Source organism: Azospirillum sp. UENF 111221 (genome assembly GCF_058780625.1).
Window position 1 is genome coordinate 1,707,576 of sequence record NZ_JBSNCH010000005.1, and the last position, 25,395, is coordinate 1,732,970.

The following is a 25,395-nucleotide window of genomic DNA, read 5'->3' on the forward strand; positions in this document are numbered from 1 at the left end:
TAGTCAGGCTGATCCGCGGTGCCATCCGGCGCTCAGAAGGAGACCTGCCATGCTGCCCGCCCACCTTGCCGACCGCCTGCTGAAGCAGCGCCGCGATGCCGACAGCGCGGAGTTCGCCCGCCAGCTGCCGCTCCACGCCCCGATGGACGCGGATGATCCGCGCTGGATGACCGAGCCGGACGGGTCGGAGCAACCCGGCCGCCGCGAGCCCGACTGGGCGACCGACTACTGACCGGCAGTCAGCCTGCGATGGCCGGTTTGCGGTGATCCGACAGACGACCCCGTCGGTTGTCGGACATCGGCTGCCCGGCCGGCCATAGCCCCGACTCGCGTCTTGCGGCCTGCCGAAGGCCGCTTCGATCCTCTTTCCCCACGTCGTGCCAGCCCTGCCCGTCCCAGGCGAGGGTCCAGCTGCCTGGGCGCCCGCCCCGGCAGCGCTCCAGCATGACCGACCAGTGCGGCATCCCCAGCCCCGGCGGGCCTCCGGCCGGGCGTGGTGCCGCATCCCCCTCCTCATCCAGACTGGGAACGGCATCCAGCCGCCAGCGGGTCACCGCTGCGCTGAGCCCTTCCGCCCGCTCGCCCGCCATCCGTCGGCCTGCCAGCCGCCGGCCTTCCATCCGTTGGTTGCGCCCGTCCGATGCGCCGGCGCTCGCGTCCAGCAGGAAGCCGGTCACCCCCGAAGACTCGGCGGCAAGCTGCAGCCGCCGGCTGGCGGTCAGGTCCAGCCCCTCCAGTTCGCCCAGCACCGCCGATAGGGTGGAGCAGCGCAGCGCCTCCTCCATCGCCCACAGCGCGTCGACCGGCCGCACCGCCCGCACCGCGACCAGCCGATCGGGCGTGAGCCCGTAGGCCGCCAACCCCGGGGCATACAGGTCGCGCCCGCGTAGGATCCACAGCACCGGCCTTTTCGGGGTCGCCAGCCGGGCCAGCAGCGCCGCGGTGAATCCGGTGCCGGCCCCCGGGTCGTCCGCAGCCACCGCATGCAGGCAGCCCAGCGGCAGCCCGCCGTCGGGCAGATGGCCATCGACCGAGTCGATGCCGAACGCCAGGGTCCGTCCCCCTTCGCCGCCCGCTCCCTCGATCCGCCGGATGCGTGCGCGCAGGTCGGCCAGCATTCCGGCTCGGTCGCGCGGTGCCGCGTCCGCAGATGGGGAGGAGGACAAGGGGACAGGCATGACTAAGGCTCCGCTCGACAGGCATATGTTCCTGATATGTTCTATCATGAACGCTTGTCGAGAGGGAGTCTGCGACTCCTGTCTTGTTTTGAGACCGTTTGCCCTGAGGTCAGCCGTCGCTGGGATCAGTTGGCGATTGGCGTCGCGCCGATCTTGCCGCGCGGGGCGGCCTTGATGGTCGGGCCGGCATTGTCGACGGGCTTCGCCAGGGTGGTGGAGGTGCCGCGGCTGCCACGCGGGGTGCTGCCCTTCAGGCTGAGCAGATGCAGCCGGACATAGGCGGTGGAGCCGCCGACCTTCACCGCCACCCAGTCGCTGTTGCGCACACGGCCCAGCGTGGTCACCGCCTGCCCCGTCCCAATCGTTGCGATGACGCCCGAGCCGCCAGCCGGCTGGGCATAGGCCGGCGTCGGTTTGTCCACCTGCCATTCCCCATAGATCGGCTCCAGCCCGGTTCCGGTGTCTGGTGCTGTCCGCACGGTCGGCGGATTGGGGGTCCGCTGGTACGGCATGCAGCCGGGAACCATCAGCGTGGCCAGGGCCACCATCAAGGGAAGGGTACGCAGACGCCGGATCATCGCTCACCTTGAGATGGAACGGTGCTTTGCAGGAACGGGATGAACGGAAAGGGTAAACGGGTGGGTTGTGGACCTTCGGCGCGACCATACAGGAGGCGGCCCCCTCTTCGCCACCGCAGCGCAGCTGGAGTCGTTATGCGCTTTTTGAGGCACGCCGCCCAGTCGCAAAAAATTATCTCAAATTCGATCTTTTTCGACGCCGTTCCGCGCAGGAGTCCCAAGCCGCCCCGCGTATCTTGACCATCACGACGGCACCTTACGGGGGCATCCGGCCATGATTTCCTCCCTCGGCAGTTCCAACAGCGCGGCGACGCTTCAGAAATTCTTCTCCAAGGCGGATGCCAACAGCGACTCGTCGCTGTCCAAGGACGAGTTGCTGGGCGCGCTCGGCGGCACCTCGGCAGCCTCCGACAGCGGGAAACTGTCGTCCGCCGTCGACGGCCTGATCGGCAGCCTGGACAGCGACAGCAACGGCTCGCTCAGCACGACCGAATTCAGTTCCTTCGCCAGCCAGTTCGACTATGGCAGCGGCAGCGCCCTGCTGGCGGCGCAGGAGCAGGCGAGCGCGATGCAGCAGCAGTTCGCCCAGAACCTCTATTCCAGCCTGGACAGCGACAGCAGCGGCGGCATCAGCACCGACGAGCTGACATCCGTCCTGACCTCCGCCGGCCAGTCGAGCACCGATGCCGCATCTCTGTTCAGCAGCCTCGACAGCGACGAGGACGGGTCGATTTCCCAGGACGAGTTGAGCAGCGCGCTGAAACAGGCCGACGCCAACCGCCCGCCGCCCCCGCCGCCACCCGCCAATGACAGCGGCACCACCAGCGCTTCCGACAGCAGCAGCACGGACTCGACTTCGTCGACCTCCTCCAGCTCGTCGTCCTCGTCTTCGTCGTCCAGCACCGCGTCGGCGGGCGGCACGACCAGCTACGACCCGCTGGACACCAACAAGGACGGCTATGTGTCGGAACAGGAACGGATGGCCGCCTATGGCGGCATGCAGCAGCAGACGGGCGGCGTCACGTCCAACCGCCTCAGCGGCGACATGCTGCGGACATTGATGCAGGGCATCAACGAGGTTGCCGCGTAGCCTTGTGGGTTCGGATGCGCGGCACGGGGAAAGGCGGTCGGCGGGTGGCGCCGGCCGCCTTTTCTTTTACCCGATCTTCTCCGAATGCCGTCAAACCGCCCGGCTGTGCCGTCCGGCGCCTTTGGACAGGTGGGTGTCGAAGCGGGCGGCGACGATGCGCATCAGCGGCCGCGCGCTCTCCGGCACATGGACACGCCGGCCGTCCACCACCGCGACGCCGTCGGCGACCAGATCGGCCATGCCCTTCAACTCCGCGTCGAAAGCGGACTCGGGCAAGCCGTGGGCACGGGCGATGGCGGCGGTGTCGACCGACAGGTCGCACATCAGCCGCATGATCAGGTCGCGCCGCACCTTGTCGTCCTGGGTCAGCGCGATGCCCTTGCCGGTGGGCAGGCGGCCCTCCTCGATGGCGGTGGCGTAATGGTCGAAGGGCACCGCGTTCTGCACGTAGCCCTGCGGCAAGGCACCGATGGAGGAGGAGCCGAAGCCCAGCAGAATCTCAGCATCGTCGGTGGTGTAGCCCTGGAAGTTGCGGCCCAGCCGCCCTTCCTCCTGCTGCACCGCCAGCTCGTCGCCGGGACGGGCGAAATGGTCGAGGCCGATGGCGCTGTAGTCGGCGGCCGACAGCGTGTCGGCGATGGCGGCGAACTGCTCCCAGCGGCCGAGCGAACCGGCCAGGACCGACTCGTCGATCTTCTTCTGGTGGGTCTTCATCCATGGCACATGGGCGTAACCGAAGACCGACAGCCGGTCGGGCTCCATTTCCAGCGCAATTTCGGCGGAGCGGGCGACGCTCTCCACCGACTGGTGCGGCAGGCCATACATCAGGTCGAGATTGACGCTGGCGATGCCGGCGTCCTTCAGCCAGGCCAGCGCCTGTTCGGTGACGGCGCGCGGCTGGACGCGGTTGATCGCCTGCTGCACCGTCTCGTCGAAATCCTGCACGCCCAGCGAGGCGCGGTTGACCCCGGCGCGGCCCATCGCGGCCGCCATCTCCGCCGTCAGGGTGCGGGGATCGATCTCCACCGCCAGTTCGGCATCGTCGGCGACGTCGAAGCGCCTGAGCAGCAGTGCAATCATCGCCTCGAAATCGTCGGGCGCCATCATGGTCGGGGTGCCGCCGCCGAAATGGATGTGGCGAACCGACAAACGGCCGGGAATGCGGTCGGCCACCATGGCGATCTCGCGCCGCATATGGTCGAGATACTCCGCAATCGGCTCATAGCGGGCGACGATCTTGGTGTGGCAGCCGCAGTACCAGCACATCTTCTGACAGAAGGGGACATGCAGGTAGAGCGATCCCGAGCGGGACGGCTCGGTCGCCTCCAGCCAGCCACCATAGACATCGCCGTTCACCTCTGGCGTGAAGTGCGGCGCGGTCGGATAGCTGGTGTAACGCGGCACCCGCAGCCCGTCATACTTGGCGAGCAGCGCGGCGTCGACACCGTGGGCGACACCATGGGAATGGGACGGGTTGGCGGGGGCCGGCGAAACGGCCAGGGCGGTGATGGCGTTCATGAGCGACAGAGTGCCGCAGTCCCCCCACCCCTGCCTTGATCCACGTCAAGATCGGAAAGAGCCGCCTTTTGGCGGATGCCGCGTCAGCGCTTCGCGGCGGCGGCGAGGCGCTGTTCCAGATGCTCGTGCAGCAGGTTCAGGTTCATCCGGTTGGCCTTGAAGGCGATGTCGAACACGGTGCCCAGCACCGGGACCGACCCTCCCGCCCAATCCAGCAGCACGTTGAAGACCATGCGGGCCACCAGCGTCTTCGGCAGGTCGAAGCGGGCGGCCTCCATGATGATGTAGGCGGAAACGAACGCCGTCACCGTATCGCCGGCCACCGGCACCACGCTGGCGATGCCGTCCAACCCGATGGGGATGCGGGTGAAGGGAATGCGCCAGCGGGTATCCATCAGCCGGGTCAAGCGGCGAAGCCTCTCCAGCCGTTGGAAGTCGATGGGGACCGAGCCGCCTGCAGCGCCCAGCGGCGGCGCTTCGGCAACGGCGTGCCGGCGTGTGCGGATGGCGTCGATCATCGCATGTCCCCCCGATCAGGCGGTCCCGCGCCCGTAGCGCGACTCCCCGCAAGGGAAGAACCCGCCGATCCCCCCGGCGGTTCCACCCTCCGGGCACAAAGTTCGCACACCCAGCGGACAGCATGCCGGCCTTCCGCCCGCGGCAATCCCATGGGCCATCCCATAGGCCATCCCGGTGCGGCGGATCTCAGCTTGCCCGGGCAACTTCCCGCGCCCGCGCACTGCCGGCGGCATGGAGCAGCGCATAGCCGGCCAGCGCCGAGGCGAGCGAGCCGGTCAAGACGCCCAGCCGCACCGCCACCGCATGATGCGGATCGGCGAAGGCCAGCGTCCCGATGAACAGGCTCATGGTGAAGCCTATGCCGGTCAGCACGGCGACGCCGTAAATCTGGCTCCAGCTGGCACGGGCGGGCCGCTCGACCACGCCGGTCCGCACGGCGATCCACACTGCCAGGAAGACGCCCGCCTGCTTGCCCAGGAACAGGCCGAGCGCGATGCCCAGCGGCACCGGCTCCAGCAGGCTGGCCGGGGTGATGCCGTCGAGCGGCACGCCGGCATTGGCGAGCGCGAAGACCGGCATGATCAGGAAGGCAACCCAGGGGTGCAGCGCATGCTCCAGGCGATGGAGCGGCGCGTCCGGCGCCCGCTTGCCGGCGCGGTCATTGACCCGCAACGGAATGGCGAAGGCCAGCACCACGCCGGCCAGCGTCGCGTGGATGCCCGATTTCAGCACGCACACCCATAGGACCAGCCCCAGCACCAGATAGGGCGTCAGCGACCGCACTCCTGCCCGGTTCAGCAGCCACAGACCGACCGCCGATGCCGCCGCCAGCCCCAGCGCCAGCGGCACCAGCCCGTGGCTGTAGAAGATGGCGATGATCACGATGGCGCCCAGATCGTCCATGATCGCCAGCGCCAGCAGGAAGACGCGCAAACTGCTGGGAACCCGGTTGCCCAGCAGGGCCAGCACGCCGAGCGCGAAGGCGATGTCGGTGGCGGCCGGGATCGCCCAGCCCTGCAGGGCGCCCGGTTCGGCCTGGGCGAACAGGCAATAGACCAGCGCCGGCACCGCCATGCCGCCGAGCGCCGCGATGCCGGGCAGCATCGCCTTGGCCGGGCTCGACAGTTCGCCCTCCAGCACCTCGCGCTTGATCTCCAGCCCGACCAGCAGGAAGAAGATCGCCATCAGCCCGTCGTTGATCCACAGGATCAGCGGCTTGTCCAGCCCGACGCCGCCGGCCGTCACCGCCACCTTCATCGCCAGGATCGCATCGTAGAGCGGGGCCGCCGGCGAGTTCGCCCAGATCAGAGCAAGCACCGCCGCAATCATCAGGACCACGCCGCTGGCGCTTTCGGTTTTCAGGAAGGTGGCGAGGCGTCTCAGCGTCATCGCGTCTCGTCTTTCCGGACAGTTGGTCGATGGGAACAGGTGGCACCGTCAGGCTTCCGTTGGAAGATGCCGGTGTCGAAAAATTCCGGTGCCGACGAGCGGCAGAGCATCGCGGCGAATTGACGCGCTTGTGCATCTAAGCTGCTGCCACTGTTCCAAATTCCGGCCTCGAATACTTGAGGCCAGTCGGGCTTATGTCTTTTGGTCGCTGGCGATAACTGAGGCCAGCCGACACAATTCACCCAACAGCATCAGCAGAGCCGAAGGGCGATCACCTGAAAGGCGATCACCTGAAAGGCTCTGGGCAAGGCCGGCAAACGGCCGCCCGTTCCGGAGGAAACGACCATGACCACGCTTTACTGCGCCTGCTGCGGCAGGCCCTTCGTCCGCACGTCCGCCCGCGGCCCGGCGCCCTTCTACTGCTCCCAGGATTGCCGGCTTCAGATGGCGATCCGCCGGCGCGCCTGGAGCGAGCGGACCGACAGCATCACGGCCACCCGACGGACCGTCGAGCGGCACGAGGTGGAGCACGCCGACCCGGCCCCATTCGGCCGCATCCCCGGCACGGCGGCGGGACAGCGGACCGCAGCCTTCTGGAGATGAAACGCACGGTCGCGGGATCGGTGGCAAAAGGGCGGTAAGACGCCCGCAAAACACCGGCAAGCCGGGGGAGAAGACAGGCGGGAAAATGGAACTCGCCCCTTGCAGCGGGCCGAAGCCGACCTCATGTGGTCGCGGTCACGCTGGCACCCCGCGGTGCCGGCGTGAAACCCGTCGGTTGCACCCAGTTGGCCACCGCCACCTGATTGCCGCCATCTGACTGCCGGAGCCCCGCCCCTACATGCTCGAACTCCTCTCCGACCCGAATGTCTGGGCCAGCCTTCTGACGTTGACCGCGTTGGAGATCGTGCTGGGCATCGACAACATCATCTTCATCTCGATCATGGCGTCGAAGCTGCCGCCCGAGCGGCAGCACAGCGCGCGGCGCGTCGGCCTGGCGCTGGCGCTGCTGACCCGCCTGGCGCTGCTGGCCTCCATCGCCTGGGTGGCGCAGCTGACCCAGCCGCTGTTCACCGTCGCCGGCTGGGATGTGTCTGGCCGCGACCTGATCCTGATCCTCGGCGGCCTGTTCCTGCTGGCCAAGGGCACGCTGGAGATCCACCACACCGTCGAAGGCCATGAGGAGGGCGGATCGGCGCCCAAGCACGCCACCTTCACCTCAGTGGTCATCCAGATCATGTTCCTGGACATCGTCTTCTCGCTCGACAGCGTCATCACTGCGGTCGGCATGTCCGACCATCTGCCGGTGATGGTCGCCGCCGTCGTCATCGCCATGGCGGTGATGCTGTTCGCCTCCGGTCCGGTCGGCGATTTCGTGAACCGTCACGTCACGGTGAAGATGCTGGCGCTGTCCTTCCTGCTGCTGGTCGGCGTGGCGCTGGTGGCGGACGGCTTCGGCTTCCACATCCCCAAGGGCTACCTGTACTTCGCCATCGCCTTCTCCACCCTGGTGGAGGCGCTGAACCTGCTGGCCCGGCGCAAGCACAACGCGGCGCACTGACCGAAAGAAGGGGGGCGCCGTCCGCGACGCCCCCTTCCCCCGTCACGCCTCGGCGCGTTCGGCCATCAGATGCTCGTAGGCGACCTTGAACAGGTCGCGGATCGACACGATGCCGACCGCGCGCTTGCCCTGGGTGATGGGCAGGTGCCGGTAATGCTTGTCATGCATCAGCTTCAGCGCGTCGACCGCGTCGGCATCGGGCGGCAGGCTGTCGGGGTTGCGGGTCATCACCGCACCGACCTCCACCGACGACGGGTCGAGATCCTTGGACAGCACCTTGTTGTTCAGGTCGCGCTCGGTGACGATGCCGATCAGGGCGCCGTGGTCCACCACCAGCACCGCGCCGATGTTCTTGTCGGCCATCATCTTCGACACCGTGGCGACGGAGGTGTCCTCCGGCACCAGGATCAGTTCCTGCGACTTCACGACGTCCGGAACCAGCTTGCGTTTCATCAACTCCCCCGGGATCTGGTTGTTGTGGACCAGACTGTAGCCAAAGCAAACGATCGGGGAGAACAACGGCATCGCAGCAAATCCGGCGCCGATTGTCGCAGGCAGACCTTTTGAATACTTACGAAGCTTTTCCCTTCATGACGCTCCGGTCCTCATGACGCTTTGGGAAAGGTGAATGCCGGCCCAGCCGACGACTGCCGTCCGGCGATCACCATGCCCAGCGCCAGCAGCAGCGCCCCCAGCAGTACCACGGCGGCGGCCCCCAGCAGCACGGCATTGAAGCTGCCGGTGCGGGTCACCACCAGCCCGGCCGGCAGCGGCCCGATGATCTGCCCCAGCCCATAGGCGGCGGTCAACGCCCCGACCACCCGGGCCGAGGCACCGGCCGACAGCTGCCGTCCCAGCGCGAAAGCCTGGGAGACGATGCCGACGAAGGTACCGCCGAACAGCAGCGCCGAAATGACCGCCACCGTCGGCGAGCCGGTCATCGGCAGAAGGATGGTGACGGCCTGGGTCAGGTGAGCCAGGATCAGCGACCACCAGCTGTTCGACCGGCGGGCGACCGCGGCCCAGAACACCCCGGCGCCCATCGCCCCCAACCCGGCCACCATCCAGGCGGCCTCTCCGACCGCGGCGGTGCCGGGATCGGTCTTCAGGATCGACACCAGGAAGGTGGCCGACACGATGTAGCCGCCGCCTTCCAGGAAATAGGCGAGTGTCAGCAGCAGGAGCGGCGCCGACAGCCCTCCCCGCCGTGCCGTACCGGCATCTCCCGCCGCCCCGGCCGTGGCGGGTTGCGGTTGCGGCGGCGGGTCGCGCACCCAGAGGCCGGGCATCAGCCCCAGCACCGCGCAGATCGCCCCCAGGGCCAGCCAGTCGCCGGCCCAGCCCAGCCGGTCGCCGAACAGCGCGACGAACAATCCCGACGATGCAATGCCCAGCCCCACCCCGGTGTAGAGCCAGCCGGCGAAGCGTTCGCCGCCCCGCCGCGTCAGCGTGTCCAGCACCATGGCGATGCCCAGGATGAAGATGCCGGCGCTCGACACCCCCGACAGGAAGCGCAGGACCAGCCAGACCGGCATCGCCTGCCCGGCATCGCCCAAATCCAGCCCCATCGCCGCGGTGGTGGCGACGCTGACCAGCAGCGACAGCCGGTACATCGCCGTCCGCGTGGCGCCGTGCGGCACCAGCCCGGCGCCCAGCGCACCGATGAAATAGCCCAGATAGTTCAGAGAAGCGAGCAGCCCCGCCCCGTCGGCCCGCAGCCCGGTGGCCTCCTGCATCGCCGGCAGGATCGGGGTGAAGGCGAAACGCGCGACACCCATTGCGATGGCAAGCCCGATCAGGCCGCCAACCAGCACCCGCACCATGATCCACGCCCTCTCGTTTTTTCGGCCGGCGCCTTTGACCGGATACCGTTCGATGCAACGAACGTCCGGTGGGCCGATTGATTTGGCGTCCATCATGGCCGCGGCCCTACCCTCATTTCCAATGAATTGTTCTGATGATAAGCTCCACTTTCAGTGATGGGTGCCATGCACGGGAAGTGGAAGGAGGCCTCGCGATGGATCTGGCCGGTTTGCGGGTGGTGAAGGCGGTCGCCGACACCGGGAGCGTCAGCCGGGCGGCGGAGGCGCTGAACTGCGTGCAGTCCAACGTCACCGCACGGATCAAGCGGCTTGAGGAGGATTTGGGCGTCGACCTGTTCCTTCGCCTCAGCCGCGGTATGGAGCCGACACCGGCCGGCCGGGTGCTCAGCGGCTATGCCGACCGGGTGCTGCGGCTGGTCGCCCAGGCCCGCGACGCGGTGGCGGAAGCGGCAGGGCGCGGCGGCCGGCTGGCGGTGGGCAGCATGGAATCGACCGCCGCGGTACGGCTGCCGCCGATCCTGTCCCGCTTCCATCGCGACCATCCCGACGTGGAGCTGACCATCACGCCCGGCCCGACCGAGACTTCTGCTGGCGGAGGTGCTGGCCGGCCGTCTGGACGGTGCCTTCGTCGGCGGCGAGGTGGCCCATCCCGACCTGATCGCCCGGCGCATCTCCGACGAGGAGCTGGTGCTGGCCGAGCCGGCCGCCGGACTGACCACCGACTCCGCGCACCGCACCCTGATCGCCTTCGGCCGCGCCTGCGCCTATCGCGGCCGGGCGGAGATGGCGATGCGCGAGGCCGGGCGCGTGCCCTTTCGGGTCATGGAGTTTGGCACGCTGGACGCCATCCTCGGCTGCGTCGGCGCCGGGATGGGGGTGACTGTGATGCCCCGGTCGGTGGTCGAGCGCGACCCTTGGCACGAGCTGCTGGCGGCCCGGCCGCTGCCGGATGCGTTCGCCCGCATGCCGACCCAGTTCGTGCGGCGTGCCGACGCCATCGAAACCGCCAGCCTGCGCGCCTTCATGGAGGCGTTTTCGCAAACCTCCGGCCCGGCCATCGCTGCGAATGGCGCAATGCAGGGTGCGACAGGGTCGCCCACATCACGCGCAGGGTTGAACGGCTCATCGGCGGCGTGCTAGGCAGGCGCGGGTTGGCCATCCGGCCCTGTGCCATGCGCGTGCCCTATTCCTGGGAAACGGCTCCGATCGGCCCCCAAGGGCGATAGCGGGACCACGGACGCGCGGCTGGCACTGCGGGCCGGAACAGCGGAGAAGAGATCATGCCCTACGTCGTTACCGACGGCTGCATCAAGTGCAAGTACACCGACTGCGTCGAAGTCTGCCCCGTGGATTGCTTCTACGAGGGTGAGAACATGCTGGTCATCCACCCGGACGAGTGCATCGACTGCGGCGTGTGCGAGCCGGAATGCCCGGCCGAGGCGATCGTCCCCGACACCGACGACCGCGCGACCAAGTGGCTGGAGATGAACCGCGACTATTCCGGCCAGTGGCCGAACATCACCCGCAAGAAGGACGCGCCGGCCGACGCCGACGAGTTCAAGGGTGTGGACGGCAAGTTCGAGAAGTATTTCTCCCCCAAGGCGGGCTGAGACCGAATGACGATGCGGCCCGGCCCCCGATCCGAGTAGGATTTTTCGAGTCGGGCCACATCAACCGATTGCACCAATCGATGTTGCTATGCAAAATCGACGGGGCGGCCATGGCCGGGCGATGGACGATTTCCGCCCGGTAGATTGCGCGTTCCCTTTGTAACTCGGGCGTAACATCGCTATAATGCGCGCCCGGAGCCGGCCTTCGCGCCATTGCCGGTTTTCCCATCGTTCCAGGACCTGTGGCTTTTGTGATCGTCGTGGATGGGTCCCATCCCCACGGCGCCATAATCGTCCGGGGTCCTTTTTCGTCCCTTCCACCGGGGCGGCAAAATGGCGTGATCGCGAGAAGTGAGAGCCAATCCACATGTCGAACAAGCTTGACTTCGAAGCCGGTGACTTCGTCGTTTATCCGGCTCATGGCGTCGGTCGGGTCGAAGGGATCGAGACCCACAGCATTGCCGGACTCGAGGTTCAACTCTACGCGATCACGTTCGAGAAAGAGCGCATGACGCTCAAGGTTCCGGTTACCAAAGCCCGCAACGCCGGCCTGCGCCGCCTGTCCTCCAAGGACCGGATCAAGGTCGCGCTGGAGACTCTGCAGGGCCGTTCGCGCGTCCGCCGCACCATGTGGAGCCGCCGCGCCCAGGAGTATGAAGCCAAGATCAACTCCGGCGATCCGGTGTCTATCGCCGAGGTGGTGCGCGACCTGTACCGCGGCGCCGACCAGTCCGACCAGTCCTATAGCGAGCGCCAGATTTATCAGGCCGCCCTGGAGCGTCTGGCCCGCGAGCTGGCCGCCGTCGAGAAGATCGACGAGACCAAGGCGACCGAGCGTCTGGAATTGGTGCTGTCCAAGGCCGCCTGATTTCAGGTCCCGGTTTCCGGGCTCTTAGACGTCCGTGACACGAACGGGCGCGCGGCTGCTACGTCACGCCGCGCGCCCGTCTCGTTTTTCGCCTTTGTTTCCACGGCATGACACGCCTAAACTCCGGCCGCCTTCCGGCGGACAGCGTCGGAACGACTTCGCGAACGACGCCGAAGGGAATCGAGTTTGGGTCTGCCGCCGCGCCTTGGTCTTCCCAACCGCCGGACCAACCGACCTGCCGGCCCCGGTGCCGGCGCCCTTGTCGGTGCCCTTGAGGACGACAGCCGGTTCGCGTCGCTCGGCCGGCCGCGCCGGATTCTGGGCCATCGGCGCCATCCATGCACAGCCGGACCGGCTGGACCCGATCCATCAGGCCGTCGGGCAGCGCTTCCGCCCCGGCGACCGGTTGGTCTATCTCGGCAACATGATCGGCGTCGGCGAGCAGGTGGTGGAAACCATCGACCGGCTGCTGGCCTTCCGCATCGCCCTGCTGGCGATGCCGGGCATGATCGCGTCCGACATCGTCTACCTGCGCGGCCAGCAGGAGGAGATGTGGCAGAAGTTGCTGCAACTCCATTTCGCCCCCGATCCGCGCACCGTGCTGGACTGGATGCTGCGCCAGGGCGTTGCGCCGACGCTGGCGGCCTATGGCGGTCATCTCGATGCCGGCAGGGCGGCGGCACGCGGCGGGGCGGTGATGCTGGGCCGCTGGACGCGTGAACTCCGGCAGGCGGTGGCCGCGAGGCCCGGTCATGAGCAGCTGTTCAACGCGCTGCGCCGCGCCGCCTACACCGGCGGCCCGGTCTCGCAGGGCGGGGTGACGGATGACGGCTCCTCCGACGGGCTCCCGGAAGACGCTGGGGACGGCGAAGGCTGGACCGGCAGCAGCCGCGGCGGCGGAAGCCTGCTGCTGGTCAATTCCGGCATCGATCCCCGCCGCCCGCTGACCGGCCAGGGCGATGCCTTCTGGTGGGGCAGCGCCGGCTTCGCCCGGCTGGAGCAGTCCTATGGCGGTTTCAGCCGTCTGGTGCGCGGCTACGACCCCAACTGGATGCCGGAAAGCCCCGGCGTCGGTGTCGGACCGGCGACGGTGACGCTCGACGGCGGCTGCGGCCGCGGTGGCTACCTCGTCTGCGCCTGCTTCGATTCTTTCGGTGAGATGCTGGACCTTTTCCAGGCGTGACCCAACCTCAGGTTCTGCCGGATCGCTCCGTCCGACCGTAACTTCGCGCAATAACAGTGAAGAGTCTTCGTTGTCCGTCCCTCGCCGGCCGCCCACGAACGGGTCGCCGGTGAAATTCCTTTTTTCCCTAGTGATCCGCCCCCCCTACACCTGCGTATGATTCCGCAACAGGGCGCGCTCATGCTTGTTGTCTTAACCCGACGGCATCGACCGGCGGCAGGCGGCAAAGCGGCGAAGACCCGATAGTACGGGGATATGCGAAGGAACACGATGCCGCCCAGACGGGAAGGAAGGGACGGATGGCATACATCGACGATCCGGAGACTCAGCGTGCAAACCTGAGCTTCATCAAGGCATCCATGCGCGAACCGTTGCTGTCGCGCGACCATGAATTCGACCTCGCCCGAAAATGGCGGGAGGGCAACGACGAGCGAGCCCTGCATCAGCTGGTCCGGGCATACACCCGTCTGGTGGTGGCCACCGCATCGCGGTTCCGCAATTACGGCCTGCCGATGGGCGACCTCGTCCAGGAGGGCAATGTCGGACTGATGCAGGCGGCCAGCCGCTTCGAACCCGACCGCGAGGTGCGTTTCTCCACCTACGCCGCCTGGTGGATCCGTTCGGCCATGCAGGACTATATCCTGCGCAACTGGTCGATCGTGCGGACCGGCACCACCGCCGCGCAGAAATCCCTGTTCTTCAACCTGCGCCGGCTGCGCGCCAAGATCGACAGCGCCACCCAGAACGGCAGCGGCGCCCCCCTGACCAGGGAAGGCCGCGAGTGGATCGCCGGCGAACTGAAGGTCGAGGTGTCGGAGGTCGAGGCGATGGAGATGCGCCTGTCCGGTTCCGACCAGTCGTTGAACACGCCGGTGGCCGATGGCTCCGACGACGACTGGCAGGATTTCCTGGCCGACCAGCGCCCCTCGCCCGAGGATGTGGTGATCGGCATGCGCGACGCCAGCACGCGCTCGCAGTGGCTGGCGGAGGCGCTGGGCGAACTGAGCCCGCGCGAACGCACCATCATCCGCGAACGCCGCCTGCGCGAGGAAGGCGCAACGCTGGAGGAACTCGGCCGTGAACTGGGTGTCAGCAAGGAGCGCGTGCGCCAGCTGGAGCACCGGGCGCTGCTGAAACTGCGGCAATCGATGCTGAAGCGGGTCGAGGATTCCGACGACCTGCTGGCGGAGGCGTGAGAGAGCGCCCTCTCCCTGGAAGAAAGAGGGCGCTTTTTACAGCATCAATGCCGGAAGTGCCGCATTCCGGTCAGCACCATCGCCAGACCCTTCTCGTCCGCGGCGGCGATCACGTCGTTGTCGCGGATCGAACCGCCCGGCTGGATTACCGCCGTCACCCCCGCTTCCGCGGCGGCCAGCAGGCCGTCGGCGAAGGGGAAGAAGGCGTCCGATGCAACCACCGAGCCCTTGGTCAGCGGCTCCGACAGGCCGGCGGCCTTGGCGGCTTCACCCGACTTGATGGCGGCGATGCGGGCCGAGTCGACGCGGCTCATCTGGCCGGCGCCGACGCCCACAGTGGCGCCGTTCTTGGCGTAGACGATGGCGTTCGACTTGACGTGCTTGGCGACGCGGAAGGCGAACAGCAGGTCGGCCAGTTCCTGTTCGGTCGGCGCGCGCTTGGTGACGACCTTCAGCTCGGCCGGGTCGACGCGGCCGCTGTCGCGGTTCTGCAACAGGAAGCCGCCCGACAGCTGCTTGATCATCATGCCGGGCTCGGCCGGGTTCGGCACGTCCTTGGTCAGCAGCACGCGCAGGTTCTTCTTGGTGGCGAGCAGCGCGCGGGCGGCCTCGTCGGCGTCCGGGGCGATCACCACCTCGGCAAACAGCTTGGAGATCTCCTCGGCCGTCTCGGCATCCAGGCTGCGGTTGACGGCGATGATGCCGCCGAAGGCGCTGACCGGATCGCACAGCAGAGCCGACTTGTAGGCCTCCAGCAGGTTCGACCCTTGCGCCACGCCGCAGGGGTTGGCGTGCTTGATAATGGCGACGGCCGGCTGCTCGAACTCCGCCACCAGCTCGAAAGCGGCGTCGGTGTCGTTCAGGTTGTTGTAGGACAGCTCCTTGCCCTGCAGCTGCACGGCGGTGGCAACGCCCGGACGCTTCTCGCCGGTGACGTAGAAGGCCGCCTGCTGGTGCGGGTTCTCGCCGTAGCGCAGTGTCTGTGCCAGCGAACCCGACAGGGTGGTGCGCGGCGGGAAGGTCTCGCCCAGCTGGCCGGCCAGCCAGGTGGAGATGGCGGCATCGTAGGCGGCGGTGCGGGCATAGGCGCGCTGGGCCAGCTTGCGGCGCAGGGCCAGCGTGACGCAGCCGTCATGGGTCGCCAGCTCGTCCATCACCGCCTCGTAGTCCGACGGCTCGGTGACGATGGCGACGAAATCATGGTTCTTGGCGGCGGCGCGGATCATCGCCGGCCCGCCGATGTCGATGTTCTCGACGCAGTCGTCGTAAGCCGCACCCTTGGCGACCGTCGCCTCGAACGGGTAGAGGTTGACCACCACCAGATCGATGCCGGGGATGTCGTGCTGCGCCATCGCGTCGGCGTGGATGTCGCGGCGGGCCAGGATGCCGCCATGGACGCGCGGGTGCAGGGTCTTGACGCGACCGTCCATGATCTCCGGGAAGCCGGTGTGGTCTGAGACCTCCTTGACCGGCACACCGGCCTCGGCCAGACGCTGGGCCGAACCGCCGGTCGACAGGATCTCGACGCCGCGGGCGGCGAGCGCCTTGCCCAACTCCACCAGACCGGCCTTGTCGGACACGGAAATCAGGGCGCGGGCGATGCGGACCTTGTCGGGAGCGGGGGCGTGGTTGGCTTTGGGCGGGCTCATGGCGTCATCCTGATCGCTGCGGGAATTGCATAAGGCCGCAGGCAACCGGGGAGACCCGGACAAGCACGGAAGAAGAAAAGCACGGACGACCACGGAGATGCCGCTCAGCTGTGCTTAGCCGCGTCCGCCCGTCCGTCTGCACATTGCCGGCCCGGACGGACATGGATAAGCACGGCGTGAAGAGTCCCGTGGTCGTCCGTGCCCCAAAATCCCGTGTTCATCCGTGTTTCCACGCCTCTCCCGAAGGGAATAGGCCCGGCCACCGCGGATGGGCGCGATTTACGCCGCCTTGCGCTCGCGGCGCAAGGCCCATTTCACCGTCAGCCCTTCGGGTCCGCATTGTCCCTGCATCATGATCTGCCGGGTGCGGCGGGGCTCCTCCCCGCTACCGAGATAGACGCTCTCCGCCACCTCCAGCACGGCGCCGGTCACCCGCATGCGCCAAGCATTGCCGCTGGGAAGGCGCAACAGCACCTGATCGTTGCCGCCATTGCCCTGTGCCTGGACGGGAACGACTTGGACATTGGGGTGCAGGTGGAAGCGGATGGCGTAGGGCTGCGGCTGCGGGGTGGCGCCGATCACCGGCTCCAGCGTGTCCTCGCCGCGCAGATCCTCGCCATTGTCGGCCAGATAGACGCGGCGGCGGTGCAGAAGGCCGAAGCCCTTGCTGTAGCCGTTGTGGGTGGCCACCACCAGCATGGCCCCGTCCGATTCCTGGCGTTCGCAGCTGACATGCGTCGGCCTACGGCCGAGCCCGCCCTTCTCCAGCACCTCCGACGAGTTGGTGTCGGCGACCACCATGGTCGAGTGGGCGGAGGTGCCGGCCAGCGCCGCGCGCCAAGGGCCGCGCTGCGACGGGTGGCTGCCGCAATTGACGATCAGCCGCTCCTTGTTGACGGAAACCTCCATCGACAGGGTGCCGGCATGGGCGGTGCGGTCGAGCCCGACCGGCGGCGGCGCGCCGGTGTCGAGCAGAACCAGCGTGCGCCCGGCAAGCAGGCGCTCGAAGCCGGTGTGCGGCGCGCTTTTCAGCGGACGGCCACGGGCATCGGCCTGGGCCAGCACCGTATCGATCAGCGCCGGCTCTTCCTCCCGCCCGCCATTGAACAGGGCGAGTCCGCCATCGACATGGCGGAAGAAGCGCAGGGCCGGCGTCATGCGGTCTATGGCGTGCTGGAGGGTTTCTGGCACCTCCTCCTTCGCGACACGCAGGACCGCGCGCATGTCGATCAGGTCGCGCAGCACCCGCATCTGGATCGACGGGTTGCGCTCCACATGACCGCCGTCGGGCAGGATCTGACGGGGCAGCTCCTTGTCGAGCAGGCGCAACGCCTCCCGCGCCGCCTTGTCCTGGTCGGGCAGGCAATAGCCGCCATAGAGCAAGCCCTTGATCGCGCCGATCAGCCGCTCGCCGTCCAGCTTGGCCGGCGCCACCCGCAGGAGGTGGCGGAGCTGGCGGGCCATGCTCTCGAACACCCGGGCGCGGAACTCGTCGTCGGCGGACGCGCAGTAGAAATCATGCAGGCCGATCCAACTGGACAGCCGCATGCCCAGCACGTCGGGCGCCCAGCTCTGTGAATGCCAGCCACCGTTCTGGTCCAGCCAGGACCACACCAGCACCCGCGCGCGGCGCCGCGCGGTGTCGCCGCCGACCGCGCGCAAGTCGCGCAGCCATTCGAAGCCGTGTGCGGCGCGCAGCCAGCCTGGGCTGACGCCCTGGGGCCGCCAGTTGGGCACGCCGTTGGGGTCGACCATGACCGGCTGGCCGGCAAAGCTCATCCGGCCGGCCAGCATGGCGTTGCCGGTGTCGGTATCGCCCGGCCAGGGATCGGGCGGGATCACCGCCAGCGCGCCCGGCGCCTTGCCGCCCAGCATCAGGGCGTAGAGGGGGTTCCCATAGGCAAGGCGCGCCATGCCGCTGCGAAACCGTCCGTTCCCGTCGCCCATCTGCGCCGACTCCTTCAGGACCGCAAGCGGCGTCGGCAGCCGGCGGAGGGTGATGATGCGGTGCGGGAGAACGCGGACGGAAGCATGGCTCGTGTCGTATCAATTCGCCGCCCGCACCGCAAGACGGGGCTGGGATTTATCCCGCGGTGCGGACCGCAAAAGGCTTCAGTCCGGGCGCCGACGCAGGCGTGCCACGAAGAAGCCGTCGATCCCGCCGAGATCGGCCAGCATGCCCGGCAGGCTGCGGACCTCCCCCGCCTCGTTGATCAGCTCCGACAGGCCGCCAAGCTCGTCGGCGGTCACAGGCCAACGCTCCACCCGCTTGTCCTGTTCCAGCAGGCGGGCGACCTGCGCCTCCCCTTCCTCCGGCTGGATCGAGCAGGTGCAGTAGATCAGCGTGCCGCCGGGCTTCACCAGCCCGACAGAGCGGGCGAGCAGCCGCGACTGGGCACGGGCCAGCTTGGCGATGTCGTCCGGCGTCTTGACCCGCAGGATATCGGGATGGCGCCGGATCGCCCCCGTAGCCGAGCAGGGCGCGTCGAGCAGCACGGCGTCGGCCGGCTCCTCCGGCTCCCAGCTGGTGGCGTCGGCGGCCAGCACATCGGCCTCAAGGCGCAGGCGCTTCAGGTTCTCCGTCACCCGCTCCAGCCGGCGTGCCGAGCGGTCGATGGCGGTGACCCGAGCGCCCCGCACCACCAGCTGCGCCGTTCTTGCCGCCGGGGGCGGCACACAGGTCGAACACCCGTTTGCCCGACAGATCGCCGAACAGCTTGGCCGGCAGCGAGGCAGCGAGATCCTGGACCCACCATTCCCCGTCCTCGAAGCCCGGAAGCTCGGTCACCGACCCGCCGGTCGGACGGCGCAGCGATCCGGTCGGCAGCAGGGTGGCGCCCAACCGTTCCGCCCAGCCCTCCGGATCGGACTTGACGGTGATGTCGAGCGGCGCCTCGTGCAGGTGCGCCTCGACGATGCCGCGGGTGCGGGCGGTGCCGTAGGCGGAGCGCCAAGACAGCCACAGCCAGTCCGGCGTGTTCAGCCGCCCGGCATCCTGCCGCGCCGCCATCTCCGCCCCTTCGCGCCCGATGCGGCGCAGCACGGCGTTGATCAGCCCCTTGTAGGGAGCGGCGTTGCGCGCTGCCGCCAGTTCCACCGCGGTGTCGACGGCGGCGTGGGCGGGGGTGTTCAGGAATACCAGCTGCGCCGTGCCCAGCCGCAGCATGTCGTGGATGGCCGCCTTGGGCAGGCCCGGCTTGGCGAGGCTGGCCTGGATCATCTCGTCGATCTGGCCCAGCCGGCGCAGGACGGTGGCGACCAGCAGGCGGACGAAGCCGCGGTCGCGCGGCTGCAATGCCGCCAGTTCGGGATGCGCGTCGAACGCGTCGTCGAAGGGGACGGACTTGCGCAGCACGTCGCGCAGCAAGTCGAGCGCAACGCCGCGGGCGGCGAGGGAAGTGTCGGTCATGTGTATGGATCTAGCGCGCCGGACGGCCAGTGTCGATACGGGATGCCCAGCGATTTCAAAAGCCCGTTGCCGGGCCGCGGCGGCCGGAAAAGCGAAGGGCCGGTGCGTTGCCGCCCGGCCCTTTGATCTTCGCTTTCACCGGAGAACTGGAGCGGGCGAAGGGATTCGAACCCTCGACCCCAACCTTGGCAAGGTTGTGCTCTACCCCTGAGCTACGCCCGCGCTCCCGTCGTCCGGGAGCCGCTTTCTACGGAAACACGGCCTCCGCCGCAAGAGGAAAATTCACCCTCCCCTCACTTTTTTCGCGACCTCTCCTTCCACCCTTGCTGCCCTCCCTTTCCGCACCGCGGCACCGGGCAGCTTGCGTCCCGGCAGCAGGGCGTTATGGTACGCCGCCATACGGCAACGGATGGAGATTGCGGCATGGCCGGCACCATCACCCTGACCCGCGATGGAGCGGTCGCGACCCTGACCCTGTCCAACCCGGACAAGCTGAACGCCTTCGACAAGCCGATGTGGCACGCCCTGATCGGCCATCTGGGGGCGCTGGAAGCCGATGAGGAAACCCGCGTCGTCGTCATGCGCGGCTGTCCCGGCTCCAACGGCGCCCGCACCTTCTCCCCCGGCGCCGACATCTCGGAATTCGAGAGCGAGCGCAACAGCCCGGAACAGGGGGCGAGCTACGGCGACCTGATGGACGAGGGGCTGGATGGGCTGCGGGCCCTGCGCCAGCCGGTTCTGGCCGCCATCGACGGCCCTTGCTGCGGCATCGGTCTGGCGGTGGCGCTGGCCTGCGACCTCCGGGTCTGTTCGGAGAGCAGCCGCTTCGGCGTGCCGGTCAGCCGGCTCGGCATCTCCATGGGACCGACGGAGTTGAAGCTGGTGGCCGACGTCGCCGGCGGTCCGGCGGCGCTGGAGATCCTGCTGGAGGGCCGCGTCTTCGGTGCGGCGGAGGCCAAGGACAAGAAGCTCGTCCACCGCATCGCCCCGGATGAAGGCTTCGAGGCGGAGATCGCCGCCACGATCCAGCGCATTGCCGCCGGCGCGCCGCTGGCTGCGACCCTGCACAAGCGCTATGTCCGCCGCCTGTCGGATCCGGCACCGCTGACCGAGGCGGAGGTCGCCGAATGCTACCGCTGTTTCGGCACCGAAGATTTCCGCGAGGGCTACCGCGCGTTCCTGGAAAAGAGGAAGCCGGTGTTCGCCGGGCGTTGACGTGATAAGGCTGGCGGCCTGATCAGGACGAGCCCATGAGGAGACTTACCGCGATGACGATCCATCCAACCGTTCGCCCCCTGCCGCAGAAGACCATCGGCGTGCTCGGCGGCATGAGCAATCAGGCCACCGGCGAATATTACCGTCTTCTCAACGACGGCCTGAATGCCCGGCTGGGCGGCTGGGACAACGGCGAGATCGTCATCGTCAGCGTGAATTTCGGCAACATCGAGCATTTCGTCCGCACCGGCGACTGGAACGGCGCCGAACGCTATCTTTCCGGCAAGGTCGATGCGCTGGAGCGGGCCGGCGCCGATCTGGTCATCTGCGTGTCCAATACCATGCACCGGGTGGTCGAGCCGATCATGGCCGGCCGCAGCATCCCCTTCATCCACATCGCCGACCCGACGGGCGAGGCGATCGCGAAGGCCGGGCTACAGCGGGTCGGCCTGCTCGGCACCGCGGCGACCATGCGGTCCGACCTGCTGGCGGAGCGGTTCCGCGACCGTTTCGGCATCGAGCTTCTGGTGCCCGACGAGGCCGATCAGGCCACCGTCGACCGCATCATCTTCGATGAGCTGGTGCGGCGCGACCTGCGCCCCGACTCCAAGGCCGAGTACCTGCGCATCGTCGAGGATCTGCGCCGCCGCGGTGCCGGGGGCGTGATCCTGGGCTGCACCGAGATCTTCCTGCTGATCGACCAGCCCGACCTGCCGGGCTTCCCGGTGTTCGACACCACGCGGCTGCACACCCAGGCGGCGGTGGACTTCGTCTCCGCAGGCGGGTGAGCCGCCTTGGACCACGCTTACGCATGGCAGGGCTTTCGCATGGACGATGGTCAATGCGGCGTGACGCCTCACATTCGTAGGGTTCCGCTCCCTGCCTGACGGTCCGTCATGTCGCGCGTCACCCCTCTGATCATCGCCTGCGCCCTGTTCATGGAGAACCTCGACTCGACGGTGATCGCCACCGCCCTGCCGGGGATCGCGCAGTCGATGGGCGAGGATCCGCTGCGGCTCAGCCTGGCGATGACCTCCTACATGCTGGCGCTGGCGGTGTTCCTGCCGGTCAGCGGCTGGGCCGCCGACCGGTACGGCGCCCGCACCGTCTTCGCCAGCGCCATCGGCGTCTTCATGGCGGGCTCCATCGCCTGCGGCCTGTCCAACGGGCTGGCGGAGCTGGTGGCCGCCCGCATTCTCCAGGGCATGGGCGGGGCGATGATGGTGCCGGTCGGCCGGCTGATCCTGCTGCGCACCGTGCCCAAGGACCAGCTGGTGACGGCGATGGCACGGATGACCCTGCCGGCGCTGATCGGGCCGGCGCTGGGGCCGCTGGTCGGAGGGGCGATCACCACCTACGCCTCCTGGCGCTGGATCTTCTTCATCAACGTGCCGATCGGGCTGGTGGGCATCGCCCTGGTGCTGGCGCTGATCCCCAACCTGAAGGAGGAGCAGCGCGATCCCTTCGACGCCCGCGGCTTCCTGTGGAGCTCCATCGCGCTGGCCGCCTTCATGTTCGGTTTTGAGAATGTCGGGCGCGACCTGCTGCCGGCCTACGCGGTGGCGATCCTGCTGGCGGTGGCGCTGCTGGCGACCGTCGCTTACCTGCGCCACGCCCGGCGGGTGGCGCGGCCGGTGCTGGACCCGTCGCTGTTCAAGTTGCAGACCTACCGGGCGTCGGTCCTGGGCGGCACCCTGTTCCGCATCGGCATCGGCGCGGTGCCCTTCCTGATGCCGGTGATGCTGCAGATCGGCTTCGGCCTGACCGCCTTCGAGTCGGGCGCCCTCACCTTCGCCGGGGCGGCGGGCGCCCTGACCATGAAGGCGCTGGCGGGCCCGATCCTGCGCCGCTTCGGCTTCCGACCGGTGCTGACGCTGAACTCCATCGTCAGCGGCGTGATCCTTGCCAGCTACGGCGCCTTCCGTCCCGACACGCCGCATCTGGTGATCCTGGGCGCGCTGCTGCTGGGCGGCTTCTTCCGCTCGCTGCAATTCACCGGCATGAACACGCTGAGCTATGCCGAGGTGCCGCAGCCGATGACCAGCCGCGCCAACACGCTGGCCAGCGTGATGCAGCAGTTGTCGATGAGCCTGGGCGTGGCCGTCGGCGCCACCGCGCTTCACCTGACCGTGCAGTGGAGCGGCGCGCTGACCCCGGCCTCCTTCGTTCCCGCCTTCCTGACGGTCGGGCTGATGGCCTGTGCCTCCAGCCTGCCCTTCTGGCGCCTCCCCGCCGATGCCGGCGACGAGATCAGTGGACATATCGGCCATCGCGGGCCGGATAAGCCGGCGGGCGATGCCCGCAGCGCGACGGTCAAGGCCGCCGCCCTGACCGACGCCGCGGATTAGCAAAACGGGGGCGAACGACCACCGACCCGTTTCCGAGCATCGCAAACATCCCTATCCATTTTGCGGATATAGAGAAATCGCTGGCACTTCGGATGAGAATAATTCCGGCGATCATGATTAATTTTCGTGCGAGTCAGGGTTGGTAGCGCGTGCGTTCCGGGCGCGTTCCCGCTATAAACATGCATGGCGGCCATGCGCCGCCCTCAAGATAACGGGAGGCTCCGGGCGGTTGCGCATCGGGGCGGGACAGCATGATGGATTGGGACAAGCTTCGGGTCTTCCACGCGGTGGCCGAAGCCGGCAGCTTCACGCACGCCGGCGAGACGTTGAACCTCAGCCAGTCGGCGGTCAGCCGCCAGATCAGCGCGCTTGAGGAAAGCCTGGGCGTTCCGCTGTTTCACCGCCACGCCCGCGGGCTGATCCTGACCGAACAGGGCGAGCTGCTTCACCGCACCGCCCGCGACGTCTTCGCCAAACTGTCGATGACCGAGGCGATGCTGACCGAAAGCCGGGAGCATCCGAAGGGCCCGCTGCGGGTGACGACGACCGTCGCCTTCGGATCGACATGGCTGACGCCGCGCATCAACGAGTTCATGTCGATCTACCCTGACATCCAGCTGACGCTGCTGATCGACGACGACGAGTTGGATCTGGCGATGCGCGAGGCGGACATCGCCATCCGCATGAACACGCCGCGCCAGCCGGACCTGATCCAGCGGCATCTGATGTCGATCCGCTTCCACCTCTATGCCAGCCAAAGCTATCTGAAGAAGAAGGGCTCGCCCAAGACGCTGGCGGAGCTGGACAGCCACGACCTGATCACCTACCCGCCCGACGTGCGGGCACCGATCCCCAACGTCAACTGGATCATGGAGATGGGCGATCCGTCGCCCAACCGGAAACCGATCCTGCAGGTCAACAGCGTCTACGCCATCTACCGCGCGGTGGAGAGCGGACTCGGCATCGGTGCGCTGCCCGACTTCCTGGTCGACAGCTTCTCCAAGGACGTGAACTCGGATCCTGCCGGATGTCGACGGGCCGAAGGTCGACGCCTACTTCGTTTATGCCGAAGAATTGCGCCATTCCAAGCGCATTGCCGTCTTCCGTGACTTCCTGGTTAAAAAAGTGGCAGAAACTCCGTTCTAACCACGAACATTTTCAGTGATCTGTTAAGAGAATTGCCGAAAACGACAGCGCCGCTCCAACTTACCGGGGCGGCGCTGTCGTTTTCGGCATTTTTATTAGCTTTCTAAGGGACATCTGAAGCCATGCGTGTCTTGCATGGTAGATTTATACATTTATGCCTGGAAAGTTGGCAGCAGAATGGTCAAATTTTGATCGTTGGATGTTGCGACGCAGCATCTGATGTTTCGTCCCGGAGGTCTCCCCTCCGGGGTTGGGTCCTCGGACCCAGCGTCTCCCAGACGTGAAGCCTCCCTGTTCAACTCGCCGCTAATCCATCGGGTTAGCGGCGGTTTTTTTATGTGCACAGGGTTGGGGTCTCACCGGGGTCTCAGGATTGCTTCGCTTGGCGGGCTGGTCCTCCTCGACGCTGCCGGCAGCCCCGGCACGAGCGGGCGCTCGTCCATCTGCTGATCATGACGCCGATTGCCAACAGGACGGGCGCTTGACGGCCTCCTTGAACCTCCGACCGCCGCGCAGCGGCCCGAGGCTACCTGTTCTGCCGATCCCCTCGGCCCCACGGCGCGAGTCGCGGCTCCCGCTGCGCCAGGAGGCTTGCCCTCAGCAGCCGGCAGCGGCGGAACCGCAGCGCTCGCGCCGCATCTTCACCGCGTCTCTGCAGCGGCACAGCCGCGCCGCCACCGCGAAACCGCCGCAGGGGCATAGCGAATCGACCGCACTCCAGTCGCGCATCGGCAGCGCACACCGCAGCGCCCTACAGCTGCGGTACAGGGCGCATTCAGGGTGCGCTGGCGATGGCTTTCGGCGTGATCGGGGATGTAGGCGCAATAACGCAAACTGTTAGCAAGCCCGCCTCGAATGTCCCCGCGGCGGCCCCACGACGAGCGACATAACGCTGGCGACGTTGGCCAATTGGCGCGAGCGCCCGACCGGGGTGACCGATGTCGTCACCCTGGACGAGGGTCGAGAGGTAAGCAATCTACCGCGCTTGCAACATCCAGGAGGCGAGCTTCGCTGGCATCGTTTAAGCGGTAGCGCGGCGGCTTTTCCATCCTAACATTGCCTCATATTCAGACCCGCACCGCAACTCCATTCGCCTGTCTCCTGGGCAATCGACT

22 protein-coding genes, 1 tRNA gene and 3 pseudogenes are annotated in these 25,395 nt (G+C 67.7%); 14 read left to right on the plus strand and 12 right to left on the minus strand.

Features of this window, described 5'->3' with window-relative positions:
* Positions 1-49 precede the first annotated feature (49 nt).
* Positions 50-232: a hypothetical protein gene (locus ACWPN3_RS22665; RefSeq protein ID WP_109448476.1), complete on the plus strand. Its 183-nt coding sequence runs from the start codon at positions 50-52 to the stop codon at positions 230-232.
* Positions 233-239: 7 nt separating this feature from the next.
* On the opposite strand, the gene ACWPN3_RS22670 is transcribed toward ACWPN3_RS22665, so the two are convergent.
* On the minus strand, positions 240-1,178 hold the full coding sequence (locus ACWPN3_RS22670) for an ImuA family protein (protein WP_492241240.1): 939 nt from the start codon (positions 1,176-1,178) through the stop codon (positions 240-242).
* Between the two features lie 125 nt (positions 1,179-1,303).
* Positions 1,304-1,756: an SH3 domain-containing protein gene (locus ACWPN3_RS22675; RefSeq protein ID WP_109448478.1), complete on the minus strand. Its 453-nt coding sequence runs from the start codon at positions 1,754-1,756 to the stop codon at positions 1,304-1,306.
* 274 nt (positions 1,757-2,030) lie between these two features.
* On the opposite strand from ACWPN3_RS22675, the gene xopAW reads away from it, so the two are divergent.
* The gene (gene xopAW / locus ACWPN3_RS22680; RefSeq protein WP_492241241.1) at positions 2,031-2,846 is read left to right on the plus strand and encodes a XopAW family type III secretion system calcium-binding effector; all 816 of its coding nucleotides are present in this window, start codon (positions 2,031-2,033) and stop codon (positions 2,844-2,846) included.
* Positions 2,847-2,936: 90 nt separating this feature from the next.
* Here xopAW and hemN read toward each other — a convergent pair whose 3' ends face one another.
* From hemN to nhaA, 3 genes are all read right to left on the minus strand, one after another.
* Positions 2,937-4,364, minus strand: coding sequence for an oxygen-independent coproporphyrinogen III oxidase (hemN, locus tag ACWPN3_RS22685; protein ID WP_492241242.1), 1,428 nt, complete (start codon positions 4,362-4,364; stop codon positions 2,937-2,939).
* Between the two features lie 83 nt (positions 4,365-4,447).
* Positions 4,448-4,882, minus strand: a complete 435-nt coding sequence (locus ACWPN3_RS22690; RefSeq protein ID WP_109448482.1) for a DUF4112 domain-containing protein — start codon at positions 4,880-4,882, stop codon at positions 4,448-4,450.
* A gap of 187 nt (positions 4,883-5,069) precedes the next feature.
* Entirely contained in the window at positions 5,070-6,272 is a 1,203-nt protein-coding gene (gene nhaA / locus ACWPN3_RS22695; protein ID WP_492241243.1) for a Na+/H+ antiporter NhaA, read from the minus strand.
* 345 nt (positions 6,273-6,617) lie between these two features.
* Between nhaA and ACWPN3_RS22700 the strand changes: the two genes are divergently transcribed.
* Both ACWPN3_RS22700 and ACWPN3_RS22705 read left to right on the plus strand, forming a co-directional pair.
* A complete protein-coding gene (locus ACWPN3_RS22700; RefSeq protein WP_109448486.1) occupies positions 6,618-6,875 on the plus strand; it encodes a hypothetical protein in 258 nt (85 codons plus the stop codon).
* Positions 6,876-7,113: 238 nt separating this feature from the next.
* Positions 7,114-7,833, plus strand: a complete 720-nt coding sequence (locus ACWPN3_RS22705) for a TerC family protein (protein ID WP_109448488.1) — start codon at positions 7,114-7,116, stop codon at positions 7,831-7,833.
* 42 nt (positions 7,834-7,875) lie between these two features.
* Here the strand turns inward: ACWPN3_RS22705 and ACWPN3_RS22710 are convergent, their stop codons facing one another.
* Complete coding sequence (locus ACWPN3_RS22710; protein WP_109048118.1) at positions 7,876-8,286, minus strand: CBS domain-containing protein; 411 nt, start codon at positions 8,284-8,286, stop codon at positions 7,876-7,878.
* 152 nt (positions 8,287-8,438) lie between these two features.
* Positions 8,439-9,656 carry a YbfB/YjiJ family MFS transporter gene (locus ACWPN3_RS22715; protein ID WP_492241244.1) on the minus strand — a complete coding sequence of 406 codons (1,218 nt, stop codon included), beginning with the start codon at positions 9,654-9,656 and terminating at the stop codon, positions 8,439-8,441.
* 194 nt (positions 9,657-9,850) lie between these two features.
* Between ACWPN3_RS22715 and ACWPN3_RS22720 the strand changes: the two are divergent.
* The 6 genes and pseudogenes from ACWPN3_RS22720 to ACWPN3_RS22745 all read left to right on the plus strand — a co-directional run.
* A pseudogene (locus ACWPN3_RS22720) lies at positions 9,851-10,177 on the plus strand (LysR family transcriptional regulator); the annotation flags it as partial.
* 76 nt (positions 10,178-10,253) lie between these two features.
* Entirely contained in the window at positions 10,254-10,796 is a 543-nt protein-coding gene (locus tag ACWPN3_RS22725) for a LysR substrate-binding domain-containing protein (RefSeq protein WP_492261755.1), read from the plus strand.
* 140 nt (positions 10,797-10,936) lie between these two features.
* A complete protein-coding gene (gene fdxA / locus ACWPN3_RS22730; protein WP_098738899.1) occupies positions 10,937-11,266 on the plus strand; it encodes a ferredoxin FdxA in 330 nt (109 codons plus the stop codon).
* A 367-nt stretch (positions 11,267-11,633) separates the two neighbouring features.
* Positions 11,634-12,134: a CarD family transcriptional regulator gene (locus ACWPN3_RS22735; RefSeq protein ID WP_492261756.1), complete on the plus strand. Its 501-nt coding sequence runs from the start codon at positions 11,634-11,636 to the stop codon at positions 12,132-12,134.
* 271 nt (positions 12,135-12,405) lie between these two features.
* On the plus strand, positions 12,406-13,317 hold the full coding sequence (locus ACWPN3_RS22740; protein ID WP_492261757.1) for a hypothetical protein: 912 nt from the start codon (positions 12,406-12,408) through the stop codon (positions 13,315-13,317).
* A 299-nt stretch (positions 13,318-13,616) separates the two neighbouring features.
* The gene (locus ACWPN3_RS22745; RefSeq protein WP_109048123.1) at positions 13,617-14,513 is read left to right on the plus strand and encodes an RNA polymerase factor sigma-32; all 897 of its coding nucleotides are present in this window, start codon (positions 13,617-13,619) and stop codon (positions 14,511-14,513) included.
* Positions 14,514-14,557: 44 nt separating this feature from the next.
* Here ACWPN3_RS22745 and purH read toward each other — a convergent pair whose 3' ends face one another.
* The 4 genes and pseudogenes from purH to ACWPN3_RS22765 form a co-directional block, all read right to left on the minus strand.
* A complete protein-coding gene (gene purH / locus ACWPN3_RS22750) occupies positions 14,558-16,162 on the minus strand; it encodes a bifunctional phosphoribosylaminoimidazolecarboxamide formyltransferase/IMP cyclohydrolase (protein ID WP_492241247.1) in 1,605 nt (534 codons plus the stop codon).
* A gap of 279 nt (positions 16,163-16,441) precedes the next feature.
* Complete coding sequence (locus ACWPN3_RS22755) at positions 16,442-18,109, minus strand: heparinase II/III family protein (protein ID WP_109448501.1); 1,668 nt, start codon at positions 18,107-18,109, stop codon at positions 16,442-16,444.
* A gap of 165 nt (positions 18,110-18,274) precedes the next feature.
* Positions 18,275-19,571, minus strand: a pseudogene (locus ACWPN3_RS22760) (RsmB/NOP family class I SAM-dependent RNA methyltransferase).
* 147 nt (positions 19,572-19,718) lie between these two features.
* Positions 19,719-19,793: transfer RNA gene (locus ACWPN3_RS22765), tRNA-Gly, on the minus strand.
* A 201-nt stretch (positions 19,794-19,994) separates the two neighbouring features.
* On the opposite strand from ACWPN3_RS22765, the gene ACWPN3_RS22770 reads away from it, so the two are divergent.
* The 4 genes and pseudogenes from ACWPN3_RS22770 to ACWPN3_RS22785 all read left to right on the plus strand — a co-directional run bounded on the left by ACWPN3_RS22770 (position 19,995) and on the right by ACWPN3_RS22785 (position 24,280).
* A complete protein-coding gene (locus ACWPN3_RS22770) occupies positions 19,995-20,786 on the plus strand; it encodes an enoyl-CoA hydratase/isomerase family protein (RefSeq protein WP_492241249.1) in 792 nt (263 codons plus the stop codon).
* 53 nt (positions 20,787-20,839) lie between these two features.
* Positions 20,840-21,574 carry an aspartate/glutamate racemase family protein gene (locus ACWPN3_RS22775; protein ID WP_492241250.1) on the plus strand — a complete coding sequence of 245 codons (735 nt, stop codon included), beginning with the start codon at positions 20,840-20,842 and terminating at the stop codon, positions 21,572-21,574.
* A gap of 108 nt (positions 21,575-21,682) precedes the next feature.
* Positions 21,683-23,134: a DHA2 family efflux MFS transporter permease subunit gene (locus tag ACWPN3_RS22780; protein WP_109448509.1), complete on the plus strand. Its 1,452-nt coding sequence runs from the start codon at positions 21,683-21,685 to the stop codon at positions 23,132-23,134.
* A 254-nt stretch (positions 23,135-23,388) separates the two neighbouring features.
* Positions 23,389-24,280, plus strand: a pseudogene (locus ACWPN3_RS22785) (LysR family transcriptional regulator).
* 597 nt (positions 24,281-24,877) lie between these two features.
* On the opposite strand, the gene ACWPN3_RS22790 reads toward ACWPN3_RS22785, so the two are convergent.
* Complete coding sequence (locus tag ACWPN3_RS22790) at positions 24,878-25,009, minus strand: hypothetical protein (RefSeq protein WP_492261758.1); 132 nt, start codon at positions 25,007-25,009, stop codon at positions 24,878-24,880.
* Positions 25,010-25,395 lie beyond the last annotated feature (386 nt).